This is a genomic window from Burkholderia sp. 22088 (assembly GCF_052045915.1).
In the GTDB taxonomy this organism is placed as follows: domain Bacteria; phylum Pseudomonadota; class Gammaproteobacteria; order Burkholderiales; family Burkholderiaceae; genus Burkholderia; species Burkholderia cepacia.
On record NZ_JBQEPY010000007.1, the window covers coordinates 169356 to 182213 of the forward strand.

Here is a 12858-nt window from a genome sequence, read left to right on the forward strand (position 1 = left end):
CAACACGTTTGCGTCGCCCGGCCGGCGAATGCGATTCACGCTGGGTTGCGCGAAGCTGCGTGACAGTGCGGCGATTGTGCGGACAGCGGCACCCGAGAGGATCGCGCGATCGCGTGCGACCCGGCGGGAGACGACTCTATCCGCGCCATCGTTCTTTCGAGCCGCTCACTCCATGTACTGCTCGTTGCCGATCAGGCCGATCTTCGTCGCGCCCTCGCGCTGGGCGGAGGCCAGCACTTCGGCCACCGCCTTGTAGGGTGCGGACTTGTCCGGGCGCAGCCGGATCTCGTCCTGGTCGGCCTCGGCCGCCACCTCGCGGAACTTCGCGTCCAGCGCGGCCCCGCCGCTCACTGCCGCGCCGTTCCAGTTGACGGCCCCGTCCGCACCGATGTCGATCTGCACCACCTGGGGCGGATGCGGCGGTGGCGGCGGCGTCCCCACCGGCAGGTTCATCTTCACCGAGTGCATCTGGATCGGGATCGTGATGATCAACATGATCAGCAGCACCAGCATCACGTCGATCAACGGCGTGGTGTTGATGTCCACCATCACGTCCGGATCGTCCTTGCTCCCTCCTGAGCCTGCGTTCATACCCATCGTTCGAACTCCCTAGCCCCCGCGCGCGGGCGGCTGCGTGATGAAGGCGACCTTGACGACCCCGGCCCGCTCGCATGCCGCAACGACCCGGCCGATGTACTGATACGGCGTCGCCTGATCGCCGCGCACGTGCACGTCCGGTTGCGGCGCCTGCGTCGAAATCTCCTTCAGCCGCGACACCAGCGTCGGAAGGTTCACGTGCTCGGTGCCCCAGAAAAGGTCGCCCTGCCGGTTCACCGCGATCTCGATGCTTTTCGGCTGGGTCTGCAGCGGCTGGACGCGCTCCGCCGGCAACTGCACCTGGATCGTGTGCGTCACCACCGGGATCGTGATCAGGAAGATGATCAGCAACACCAGCATCACGTCCACGAGCGGCGTCGTGTTGATCGCCGAGATCACTTCGTCGTTGTCGTCACCGCCGACACTGATTGCCATGACGCGCCCCGCCTACGACTGAACCGCCAGCGCCTGCGGCGACTGTGCCGCCGGCGTCGCGATGCGGCCCGCCGCGCGCCTGCCGCCCGCGAGCAACACCGTATGCAGTTGCGCGCCGAAATCGCGCACGCGTTCCATCACGGACTTGTTGCGGCGCACGAGGAAGTTGTAGCCGAGCACGGCCGGCACGGCCACCGCGAGGCCGATCGCGGTCATGATCAGCGCCTCGCCCACCGGGCCGGCGACCTTGTCGATCGACGCCTGGCCCGCGATGCCGATGGCCGTCAGCGCGTGATAGATGCCCCACACGGTGCCGAACAGGCCGACGAACGGCGCGGTGGAGCCCACCGTGCCGAGAAACGCCAGGCCGTCCTGCAGGCGGTTCGACACGCTGGTGATCGAGCGCTCGATGTTCAGGTCGATCCAGGTATTGCGGTCGACCGAATCGAGCAGCGCGGTGTCGTGGTGTTCGCCCGCCTCGATCGCGTTCTCGGCGATGAAGCGAAACGGCGACGTATCGTCGAGCTGGGCGGCACCCTCGGCCAGCGTCGGCGCATTCCAGACCTGCTCGTCGGCCGACTTCGCGCGGCCGTTCGCGCGCGCCTGCTCGATGAACTTGGTGACCATGACGTACCAGCTGCCGAGCGACATCACCACGAGCAGCCCCAGTACGAAACGCGCGACGAAGTCGCCGTTCGCCCACAGCGCGCCCAGCCCATACGGATTCTCGACGGTGGCCGACGTCGCGGGTTCGGGCGGCGGCACCGGGCGCTCCGATCCGTTCGCCGCATCCGGCGCCGCCACGATCGGCGCTGCACCGGATGCTGCCTCGACCCGTGCAGCCGCCTTCTCCTGGGCAAGCACGGATTGCGGGGCGACCAGCGTGCCGCCCACGCCGGCGGCGATCATCAGGCTTGCCGCCAGCGCGGCCCGAAAATGCTTTCTCATACGCACTCCATATCTATTTCGGATCGATCCGGGAAGCAGGCGGCGTCTGCCGCGTTGCCTTCCCCGTCAGTTCAGGTTGAAGGAAAACGGTACCCGCACACGCACGGATTGCCCCTGGGCGATGCAGTTGAAGCGCTTGACCGCATTGAGCGCCGCGCGATTGAGCACCGGATCGGCCGGCTGCGCGACCCGCAGGTTCGTGACGCGGCCGTCCGGATCGACGGTGAATTCGACGGTCACGTCACCCGTGATGTTGTTGTCCTGCGCCTCCGCCGGGTAGACGATCGACGACCGCACTTCGTCCGAATTCGGGCAGACCACGCCAATCTCGCGATTCACCGGCTTGGCAACCGGCACCGGCGCCGGCGCGGGTGGCGCTTCGTGCACCGGTGCGCTCTGGACCGGCGCGTCCTGGTGCGTGATGGTGGCGGGCGGCGGGGCCTGCACGTGCACCTCGGGCGGCGGCACGAACGGCGGCGGCGGCGCCGTCACCCGCGGCTTCGACACGACCTTTTCGACCGGCTTCGGTGGCGGCGGTGGAGGCGGCGGCTTCACCGGTGCGATGATGCGTGCCTCGATCGGTTGCTGAACGATCTGGACGACTCGGGTCGCGAGACCGTTCACGAGCGCCCAGATCAGGACGAGATGCAGCGCAATGGCAATCGCGATACCGCCGAAGCGGCGTACCGGACGCGTCTGCTTGTTGCCGAAGCGGCGCGGGCGGCCGATTGCCGCGAGCCGGGATGGAGAAGCGGTTGTCATGTTCGGTCCAGTTGCAACGAGATCGAAGGGGCGGCGTGCCCGGCGGCATCCGGTCCGTCGCCGACTTCGATCACGTGCGCCATTCGATGGAATGTCATGTCGATCGCATCAGGCCGCGGCGGGCTCTCGCCGGCCAACCGGCTGCCACCCGAGTGCCGGGGCGATACGCGTGATGAAGTCCTCGAGAATCTGCCGGTAGTTCTCGAACGGCAGGTCGTAAGGCAATTCGAGGCGCAGCTCCCGCACCTGTCCGACCACCGGGTCGGCCAGCAGCCGCTCCACGATCTCGTCCGAGCTGCCGACGAGATCCGGCGCGAACAGCGTGCGCCGCTCGCCCTGCGGCGCCAGCGTGCGGGCATGACGCGCGTCGGCAAATGCGCGATAGCGTTCGCGCTCCTTCGCGCTCGCGCCGTCGGTCGGGACGATCACGCGCCCCAGCGCGATCCGCGGAGCGTGAGCTTCATGCCAATGGCCGCGATACAGATCCAGTTGCCGCAACTGGGCGTCGATATGGTTATCGGTGCCCTCGCCCGTGGTTATATTGCCGATCAGCAGGTTGAAGCCGTTCCTGGCGGCCCACTCGATCGATCGCCTGGAACCGCCCCCGTACCAGAGTCGCCCCGTCAGGCCGGGCGCAAACGGGCTCACGCGCGGCCGGACCCGGCCCGCGGCCGATTCGACGAATGTGTCTTCGCCGCCAAGCCAGTCGCCGGCGAGATTGCGGCGCAGGCGTGCCACACGCGCGTGCGAAAAGTCGACGAGATCCGGATCGGTGTCGAACAGCCGCTCGCCCAGCAGCGCGCCGTGATTCGGTGCGCCCGCGCTGAGCCCGACATTGAGCCGCCCGCGCGAGAGCACGTCGACGGTGGCGAGATCCTCGGCCAGCCGGAACGGATTCTCGTAGCCCATCTGGATGACCGCGGCGCCCAATCCGATCCGGGTCGTCCGCTGGCTCGCCGCCGCGAGAAACGTGGCGGCCGACGAGACGGCGCGCTCGAGGTGGCGTTGCCGCACCCACGCGCTGTCGTAACCGAGCGCTTCGCCCGCGCCGAACAGTTCGAGCGTCTGCTCGAATCCCGCCGCCGCGTCTTCACCGGCGTAATTGCCCGGTGTCAGGAAGGCAATATGATCAATGCGGACATTGCTCACTTTCGTATCCTTCGTCATTGGGTCTGTCTGGTGGTAAACGCGCCGCGTACTGTCGTCCCGGGATCTGCCCAATCTGCCTGTCGGCAGGCATGACGCACGACCAGCACGGCACCATCGACCAAAACGCGCGCGCTCGCCTCTTTGGCGAGCGGGTTTTTATCGGGGATCGAAAAAAGGAAACGCGACATCGAACTCAACCTCGCGAATGGCCGGGTTGACCGGATTCAAACTTTCATGAAAATGCGTCGAATAGGCAGGTAATCTCGAATGTCGATTATGGAGAACGTGCGACTGCCCCGTTGCGGTCATTTCTTCTATGAATATGACGCGCGGATCAAAACCGATAGCGCGCACACACATAATGGAATTCGCGATTGATTCTGGCGTGGCCCCGCAAATCCGGGCAGGTGTGTAAGTGGAACGCTCGATCCGTTGGCCCGCGATAATGCCGGCCCAGGAACCTGGACGATGAAGAAGAGAACCCGACGGTCACACCCGACGGGGTTCGATGCAAAAGTGCTGCGCTTGCAGCGCCAAAAGCGAGCGGACGCTGGCCGCACTGGCACAACGGTTCGATGTGCAACCGAGCCCGATCACGGAATGGATGCGACAGCGCGAAAACGCGTGGGGGATGTGTTTCAAGTGACGGGCACGCAATCGAGCGAGCCGCCGGCAGACCTGACGGCACCGCATGCGGGGATGGCGCCGGTCGACACCAGAAAACGAAGCTCCGATAGCGCGAGGCTTCGCGTATCGAAAGCGGGGTAACGGCGTCACACCGTAGCCATTACCCCACCGCTTGAAAGAAAAAAACCGAGCCCGTTAGCCAGGAGGCAATCCCCCTGGCACCGGGGCTCTCAACACGAAGTGCCGCGCTCACCCTACCCGCGCTTCGCCCTCGCGCTCGGCTTCCCCTTCGCCCGTGCCCGTTCGCGCGAGCACCGGCTTGAGCGCCTGCCCCGTATGGCTCGCGCTCACCCGCACGAGCGCTTCCGGCGGCGCCGCCGCGACGATCGTGCCGCCGCCCACACCGCCTTCCGGCCCGAGATCGATGATCCAGTCGGCTTCCGCGATCACGTCGAGGTCGTGCTCGATCACGACGACGCTATGCCCCGCATCGACGAGCCGGTGCAGCACGCGAATCAGCTTCGCGACGTCCGCCATGTGCAGACCGACCGTCGGCTCGTCGAGCACGTACAGCGTGTGCGGCGCCTTCTGGCCGCGCCGCGTGATGTCGTCGCGCACCTTCGTCAGCTCGGTGACGAGCTTGATGCGCTGCGCCTCGCCGCCCGACAACGTCGGCGACGGCTGGCCGAGCGTCAGGTAGCCGAGGCCGACATCCTTCATCAACTGCAACGGATGCGCGATGTTCGAGATCGGCGCAAAAAACTCCACCGCCTCGTCGATCTCCATCGTCAGCACGTCGCCGATGTTCCGGCCGCGCCACGTGACGGCGAGCGTCTCCGGGTTGAAGCGCTGCCCGTGGCACACGTCGCACGGCACCTTCACGTCGGGCAGGAAGCTCATGCCGATCGTGCGCACGCCTTGCCCTTCGCATGCGGGGCAACGCCCGTCGCCGGTGTTGAACGAGAAGCGCGACGCCGTGTAGCCGCGCGCACGCGCTTCCAGCGTATCGGCGAACAGCTTGCGGATCGTGTCCCACACGCCGATATAGGTGGCCGGACACGAGCGCGGCGTCTTGCCGATCGGCGTCTGGTCGACTTCGAGCACGCGGTCGATCTGCTCCCAGCCGCTCAGCGATTCGCAGCCCTGCCACGCATGCGTGACGTTCAGCGACGGCCGCGGCGCACTGCGCGCGAGCACGCTCGAACGACGGTTGGTAGCCGGCGTGTCCTGCTGCGCGGCCTTGCGCGCGCGGCGTGTGGCCGGCGACGACAGCACCGAGCGGCCGACCGCGTCGAGCAGGTTCGTCATCAGCACGTCGCGCGCGAGCGTCGACTTGCCCGAACCGCTCACGCCCGTGACCGCGACGAGCCGCGCGAGCGGAATGCCGACCGTGACGTCGCGCAGGTTGTGCAGCCGCGCACCGTGCACGGTCAGCCAGGCTTCCGGCACGGCCGCGCCGCCCTTCTTGCCCGGCAGGCTCACGCTGCGGCGTGGCTGCAGCGGATGCGTCATCGGCTGCGCGAGCAGGCGGCCCGTCACGGAATCCGGCTGCGCGGCCAGATCGGCGACCGCGCCCTCGGCGACCAGCGTGCCGCCGCGCTTGCCCGCGCCCGGGCCGATGTCGATGATGTGATCGGCGCGGCGGATCGTGTCCTCGTCATGTTCGACGACGACGAGCGTGTTGCCCTTGTCGCCGAGCTTGCGCAGCGCATCCAGCAGGATCTGGTTGTCGCGCGGATGCAGGCCGATCGTCGGTTCGTCGAGCACGTAGCACACACCCTGCAGGTTGCTGCCGAGTTGCGCGGCGAGCCGGATGCGCTGCGCTTCACCGCCCGACAGGCTCGGCGCCGCGCGATCGAGGCTCAGGTAGCCGAGCCCGACTTCCTCGAGAAACGCGAGGCGGCTGCCGATCTCGCTGACGATGTCGCGCGCGATCTGCGCGTCGCGCCCCGTCAGCTCCAGCCCGTCGATCCAGCGGCGCGTGTCCGACACCGTCCATTGCGCGACCTCGACGATCGGGTGCGCGTCGAACGTCACCGCCCGTGCGGACGGGTTCAGCCGCGTGCCGTTGCAATCCGGGCACGGCTCGTTGCCGACGCCTTCCGGTTCCTGTTCGTCCGACGGCAGCGTCTGCTCGCGGCCGCGATCGTCCCCGGCGAGCACCGTGTCGTCGTACGCGGCGCGCTGTTCGCGCGTGAGCGTGACGCCGGTGCCGACGCAGGTCGTGCACCAGCCGTGCTTGCTGTTGTACGAGAACATCCGCGGGTCCAGCTCCGGGTAGCTCGTGCCGCACACCGGGCACGCACGCTTGACCGACAGCACCTTGACCGTGCCGACCCGCGCGGTCGAATGATCGTTCTGCATCGCGTCGTGCAGCCCGTCGAGCGGCGCGAGCAGATGCATCACGCCCTTGCCGAGCTCGAGCGTCTCGTCGAGCACGCGTCGCAGTTCGGCTTCGTTGTCGGGCGACACGACGATATCGGCGACCGGCAGCTCGATCGTATGCTCGCGGAAGCGGTCGAGCTTCGGCCACGGATCGACCGGCACGAACTCGCCGTCGACGCGCAGATGCGTGCTGCCGCGCGCCTTCGCCCACTTCGCGAGATCCGTATATACGCCCTTGCGGTTCACGACGAGCGGCGCGAGCAGCCCGACGTGTTCGCCGCGATGATCGCGCAGCAACTGCGCGGCGATCGATTCGACGGATTGCGACGTGACCGGCGTGCCGTCGTGGATGCAATGCTGCAGGCCGAGCTTCACGTACAGCAGCCGCAGGAAGTGCCACACCTCGGACGTGGTCGCGACCGTGCTCTTGCGCCCGCCGCGCGACAGCCGCTGCTCGATCGCGACGGTCGGCGGGATACCGTACACCGCGTCGACTTCGGGGCGGCCGGCCGGCTGCACGATCGAGCGCGCATACGCGTTCAGCGATTCGAGGTAACGGCGCTGGCCTTCGTGGAACAGGATGTCGAACGCGAGCGTCGACTTGCCGGAACCCGACACGCCGGTGATCACGTTGAACTTGCCGTGCGGGATGTCGACGTCGAGCGCCTTCAGGTTGTGCTCGCGCGCGTTGACGATCCGCACGACGTCCTCGCCTTCGATCGCACGCCGCTCGCGCGCCGCGTTCAGCACGGCCTGCAGCGGCTTGCCTTCGTCGGCGAGCGCCATGTCGGCATCCATCGCGCGCTCGTACTGCAGCAGCGCCACGCCGGTATGCGATTCGGCGCAGGCTTTCACGTCGTCGGGCGTGCCCGCGCACAGCACGAGGCCGCCGCCGTCGCCGCCTTCCGGGCCGAGATCGATCAGCCAGTCGGCCGCGCGGATCACGTCGAGGTTGTGCTCGATCACGATCAGCGAATGGCCGGCCGCAAGCAGCTTGCCGAACGCCTGCATCAGCTTCGCGATGTCGTCGAAGTGCAGCCCGGTGGTCGGCTCGTCGAACATGAACAGCTTCGCCCGCGCGATGCGCGCCTCTTCCGTGACGACCCGGCGGCCGTTCACGGCCGCCGCCGATTCGGCGAGGAAGCCGGCCAGCTTCAGGCGCTGCGCTTCGCCGCCCGACAGCGTCGGCACCGGCTGGCCGAGCTTCACGTATTCGAGGCCGACGTCGACGATCGGCTGCAGCACGCGCAGCACCTCGGCGTCGGTCGCGAAGAACGCGGCTGCTTCGCTGACGGTGAGATCGAGCACGTCGGCGATGCTCAGCGCGCGGCCGTCGCGCTCGATGCGCACTTCGAGAATCTCCGCGCGGTAGCGGCTGCCGTCGCAGTCCGGGCAGCGCAGGTAGACGTCGCTCAGGAACTGCATCTCGATGTGCTCGAAGCCCGAGCCGCCGCAGGTCGGGCAACGGCCGTCGCCCGAGTTGAAGCTGAACGTGCCGGCGCCGTAGCCGCGTTGCAGCGCGAGCGGCGCCTTCGCGAACAGCTTGCGGATCTCGTCGAACGCGCCGACGTAGCTCGCCGGGTTCGAACGGGTGGTCTTGCCGATCGGCGACTGGTCGACGAACACGACGTCGCCCACCTGGTCGGCGCCCGTGAGGCTGCGGTACGCGCCCGGCGACTCGGTCGCCTTGCCGTGGTGCCGCGCCATCGCCGGATAGAGCACGTCCTGCAGCAGCGTGGACTTGCCGGACCCCGACACGCCCGTCACGCAGACGAGCCGCTGCAGCGGAATCTCGACCGTCACGTCGCGCAGGTTGTGTTCGCTCGCGCCTTCGAGCACGATGCGCGGCGTATTCGCGTCGACCACCCGGCGCGCCCAGTTCGACGCATGCGCGACATGCTTGCGGCCGCCGAGATACTCGCCCGTCAGCGTGTGCGCGGAGCGGATGTCGCCCGGCGTGCCGTCGTAGACGATCGTGCCGCCGCGTTCGCCGGGGCCGGGCCCCATGTCGATCAGGCGATCGGCCGCGAGCATCACCGACGGATCGTGTTCGACCACCACCAGCGTATTGCCCGCGTCGCGCAGCCGCTGCATCGCCTCGACGATCCGCGTGAGATCGCGCGGATGCAGCCCGATGCTCGGTTCGTCGAGCACGAACAGGGTTTTCGTGAGCGACGTGCCGAGCGCCGTCGTCAGGTTGATCCGCTGCACCTCGCCGCCCGACAGCGTGCGGCTCTGGCGGTCGAGCGTCAGGTAGCCGAGCCCGACGTCGCACAGGTATTTCAGGCGCGTGCGCACCTCGGCGAGCAGCAGCTTCAATGCATCGTCGAGCAGCGCGCTCGGCAGGCTGATGTCGTCGAAAAAGCGGCGGATGCGCTCGATCGGCAACAGCATCAGGTCGTGCACGGTCAGGCCCGGCAGCGCCTCGAGCTGCGCGCGGCTCCAGTCGACGCCGCGCGGCATGAAGCGGCCGGCCGGCGCGAGCACGCCGTCGGCGTTCTCTTTCGAGCCGAGCCGCCACTGCAGCGACTCCGTCTTCAGGCGCGCGCCGCCGCACACGTCGCACGGCGTGTAGCTGCGGTATTTCGACAGCAGCACGCGGATATGCATCTTGTACGCTTTCGACTCGAGATAGCCGAAGAAGCGCTTCACGCCGTACCACTGGCTCTGCCACTTGCCGTTCCAGTCCGGCGAACCGTTGACGACCCAGTCGCGCTCGGCGTCCGACAGCTCGGCCCACGGCGTGTCGCGCGGGATGCCGGCTTTCGCCGCATAGCGCATCAGGTCGTCCTGGCACTCCTTCCACGCGGGCGTCTGCATCGGCTTGATCGCGCCGCCGCGCAGCGTCTTGCGCGCGTCGGGAATCACGAGGCCGAGATCGACGCCGATCACGCGACCGAAGCCGCGGCAGGTTTCGCACGCGCCGTACGCCGAATTGAACGAGAACAGCGCCGCCTGCGGCTCCGCGTAGCGCAGGTCGCTGTCGGGATCGTGAAGCCCGGTGGAGAAGCGCCACACCTGCGGCTCGGCGATCGCGTTTTCCGCTTCCGGCGCCAGCACGTACACGTTCACGCGCCCGCCGCCGCGCTTCAGCGACGCCTCGATCGCCTCGACCACGCGCACCTTGTCGGCCTGCTGCACACGGAAGCGGTCGGCCACCACGTCGAGCACCTTGCGCGGCCCGGTGGGCGACGCGACCTCGCGCTGCGCCTGCACCCGCGTGTAACCGCTCGCGGACAGCCACTGCGCGACTTCTTCATCGGACGCCGTTTCGGGCAGCTCGACCGGGAACGTGACGACGACGCGCGGATCGTCCGCCTGCGTGCGCGCGACGAGTTCCGCGTAGATCGTCTCCGGCGTGTCGTGCCGCACCTGCCGCGCGGTCTTGCGGTCGAACAGCTCGGCCGCGCGCGCGTACAGCAGCTTCAGGTGATCGTTCAGCTCGGTCATCGTGCCGACGGTCGAGCGCGAACTGCGCACCGGGTTGGTCTGGTCGATCGCGATCGCGGGCGGCACGCCGTCGACCCGCTCGACCTGCGGGCGGTCCATCCGGTCGAGGAACTGCCGCGCGTACGCGCTGAACGTCTCGACGTAGCGCCGCTGGCCTTCCGCGTACAGCGTGTCGAACACGAGGCTCGACTTGCCGGAGCCCGACGGGCCGGTGACGACCGTCATCTCGCCTGTGCGCAGGTCGAGATCGAGGTTCTTGAGGTTGTGCTGACGTGCTCCGCGAATGCGGATCAGATTGCTGGATGACAATTTGCCTGCCCGTCTGAATGAGTTAACCAGAGTGCCCGGTGCCGGAACGCTGCGGCGGATGCCCGCAGGCGCGGCGCACGCGCCGCAAGGGTTGCACCTGTGCGGCCCGATTTCGACGGACACTATACTGTATATTCATACAGTTTTCCATGACGACCCTGAGGGCGGCATGGGATGGCGGTGGGGGCCGGGACTGCAACAGGGCGCGATACGGACGCCCGGCCGTCCGACCCGGTTCAGCCAGGCGCGGCCATTCCGCGATGACGCATTTATACTCCCCGACCCGGCAATCCGCGTGATACGACAAGGAAAATGAAAGCAAAAGCATTGCTCATCACTTCGCTGGGAGCGTGGGTGTTGACTCAGCCGTCACTCGCCTTCTCGCAAAACATCAACGGGAAAAATCTCTTCATACAGAGATGCGCGATGTGCCATGGAGCAGATATCAAGGGCACCGGGCCATTGGCCAGGAAAAGCAATCCCCCCACGCCCGACCTCACCACTGCCGCGTTCAAAAAGCGGCTCCACGACTATCCAGGCGTCATCGTTTCGTCGGTAATACTTCGCCCGAACGGGGACCTGATTCCGAGAACCTTGAGGGAGAACGGCGTAAAGCTGGCGCCGCACGCCTGGACCGTCCAGGATTTTCGCGACCTGAATCAATACATGAGCGACGTGATTTCCAACAGCCGATGATTCCGTGTTGACCGGCTGACCGCTCCGGGTCGTTTCGAGCCGGTAACATACCGCCGACGCGATATCCGGCGGAGGCATCAACCTTCCGAAAATGGTGCCGTTGCCCGGGTCGGACTTCGGCACGCAAGCCGTGTGTTGCGCCATCCTGATTCGACGCACCTGCCCGGGCGCAGCCCGTGCGATGATGCGCGCTGATCAACATGAGAAATGGAATGACGACTACCTTCGACGAGGCGACAACGGCGGCGATCGCCGCGTTTGCCCAACTGGATTTCCACACGGCCGTGCAAGCGATGCGCGCCGAAGCCGACTACGACCGCGAAATAGACCAGTGGATCTCGCACTACATCGACGAGCACGGCGGCGGCGCGGACGATGCGGAATACGACGCGTTGCACGCGCAGGCCCAGGCAACCCCGGAATTCGCGCAGTTCGTCGATGCGGCTCGCCGCGAGATCCTGGAATACTTCGACGTGACCGACGATCAGCTGGACTGGATGGTCCTGCTGCGCAACGACGACAGCGACGAGCTTTGGGCGGAAGTCAACCGGCAGCGGACCGCGCTGGGAACCGGTGAAGTGCGCGGCGATCTCTGACCCTTGCCTGCCATCCGGATCTCGCGTCGCGCCGGGTGCGTGGCTCGAATCCGATCAGTCATGGGGTGGGCCGGGCGTCACGTATCCCGGCCACCGGCTCGCCCCCGCCCAGCTACGCCTTTTTCGCGTAAGCGCCGCACCAGCCTTTCGCATTGACCTGCTTGCCGCCGAAAATGGTGCACGGCGCCGTGGTCGCACCGGTCTTGCCCTGGAAGAACTGACAATTCGCGCAGGCCTCGCCCGCCTGAAATTTCGGGAATTTCGCATGGTCGACCCGGCTTGCATCCGTCTTGTAGCCGAGGGCCTGGGCGTTTGCATCGGTTTCCTGCACGGCACCGGCCCCGGCATCTGCCGCGGCCGCGCGGCGCCCAACGGCCAGCGCGGATGCCAGAACGGTGGTGGCAGCAATAAAACGTCGGCGTGAAAACTTCATCTTGCCCTCCTCGATGTTTGCGTGGCCGGATGACCGGCATCCTCCGATGCCGCGAAGCCGCCCGGCGCACAACCGCGGCCCGTCACCGTACCCGTCGCGCTGCGACACGTTCATCCCCTGCGAAGGAATCACCGAAAAAACAATTCCCGCATCCCGAACGTGTGATGCGCCTCGGCCGCCATCAGCACCATGAGCACCAGCAGGCACAGCGGCGGCACGAGGATCGCGTACACCAACGCCAGCCGCTCCCACATCATGTGCATGAAGATCGACACGATCAGCCCGGCCTTCGCGATCATCAGCACGACGATCAGTACCCAGCGCAACAGGCCCTGCACGTTGAAATAGTCGACCAGGTACGACAACGTGCTCAGCACGAACAGCAGGCCCCAGATCTTCAGGTAGAGGCCGATCGGATGCTGCTGGCCGTGCGCGGCGTCGGGTCGATCGGCGGGATCGGTATGGTCCATG

General features: G+C 67.1%; 10 protein-coding genes. 2 read left to right on the forward strand and 8 right to left on the reverse strand.

All coding sequences use genetic code 11. The features are described from left to right. Positions 1 to 165: 165 nt before the first annotated feature. The 6 genes from ACTJLD_RS15590 to uvrA all read right to left on the reverse strand — a co-directional run bounded on the left by ACTJLD_RS15590 (position 166) and on the right by uvrA (position 10662). Positions 166 to 597 carry an ExbD/TolR family protein gene (locus tag ACTJLD_RS15590; protein ID WP_440659239.1) on the reverse strand — a complete coding sequence of 144 codons (432 nt, stop codon included), beginning with the start codon at positions 595 to 597 and terminating at the stop codon, positions 166 to 168. Positions 598 to 609: 12 nt separating this feature from the next. Then, positions 610 to 1032, reverse strand: coding sequence for an ExbD/TolR family protein (locus ACTJLD_RS15595; RefSeq protein WP_021156566.1), 423 nt, complete (start codon positions 1030 to 1032; stop codon positions 610 to 612). A 12-nt stretch (positions 1033 to 1044) separates the two neighbouring features. Beyond that, a complete protein-coding gene (locus tag ACTJLD_RS15600; RefSeq protein WP_440659240.1) occupies positions 1045 to 1980 on the reverse strand; it encodes a MotA/TolQ/ExbB proton channel family protein in 936 nt (311 codons plus the stop codon). Between the two features lie 66 nt (positions 1981 to 2046). Then, positions 2047 to 2742: an energy transducer TonB gene (locus ACTJLD_RS15605; RefSeq protein WP_440659241.1), complete on the reverse strand. Its 696-nt coding sequence runs from the start codon at positions 2740 to 2742 to the stop codon at positions 2047 to 2049. A 108-nt stretch (positions 2743 to 2850) separates the two neighbouring features. Then, the gene (locus tag ACTJLD_RS15610; protein WP_440659242.1) at positions 2851 to 3891 is read right to left on the reverse strand and encodes an LLM class flavin-dependent oxidoreductase; all 1041 of its coding nucleotides are present in this window, start codon (positions 3889 to 3891) and stop codon (positions 2851 to 2853) included. A gap of 876 nt (positions 3892 to 4767) precedes the next feature. Beyond that, positions 4768 to 10662: an excinuclease ABC subunit UvrA gene (gene uvrA, locus ACTJLD_RS15615; protein WP_440659243.1), complete on the reverse strand. Its 5895-nt coding sequence runs from the start codon at positions 10660 to 10662 to the stop codon at positions 4768 to 4770. A 312-nt stretch (positions 10663 to 10974) separates the two neighbouring features. Here uvrA and ACTJLD_RS15620 point away from each other — a divergent pair, with 312 nt between their 5' ends. Together ACTJLD_RS15620 and ACTJLD_RS15625 are read left to right on the forward strand one after the other, a co-directional pair. Beyond that, positions 10975 to 11358 carry a c-type cytochrome gene (locus ACTJLD_RS15620; protein ID WP_059699475.1) on the forward strand — a complete coding sequence of 128 codons (384 nt, stop codon included), beginning with the start codon at positions 10975 to 10977 and terminating at the stop codon, positions 11356 to 11358. 212 nt (positions 11359 to 11570) lie between these two features. Continuing rightward, the gene (locus ACTJLD_RS15625; RefSeq protein WP_060174437.1) at positions 11571 to 11954 is read left to right on the forward strand and encodes a hypothetical protein; all 384 of its coding nucleotides are present in this window, start codon (positions 11571 to 11573) and stop codon (positions 11952 to 11954) included. Between the two features lie 112 nt (positions 11955 to 12066). On the opposite strand, the gene ACTJLD_RS15630 is transcribed toward ACTJLD_RS15625, so the two are convergent. Next, entirely contained in the window at positions 12067 to 12387 is a 321-nt protein-coding gene (locus tag ACTJLD_RS15630) for a high-potential iron-sulfur protein (RefSeq protein ID WP_321840798.1), read from the reverse strand. 128 nt (positions 12388 to 12515) lie between these two features. Next, positions 12516 to 12857 carry a cytochrome C oxidase subunit IV family protein gene (locus ACTJLD_RS15635; protein ID WP_027792794.1) on the reverse strand — a complete coding sequence of 114 codons (342 nt, stop codon included), beginning with the start codon at positions 12855 to 12857 and terminating at the stop codon, positions 12516 to 12518. Position 12858: the final 1 nt, after the last annotated feature.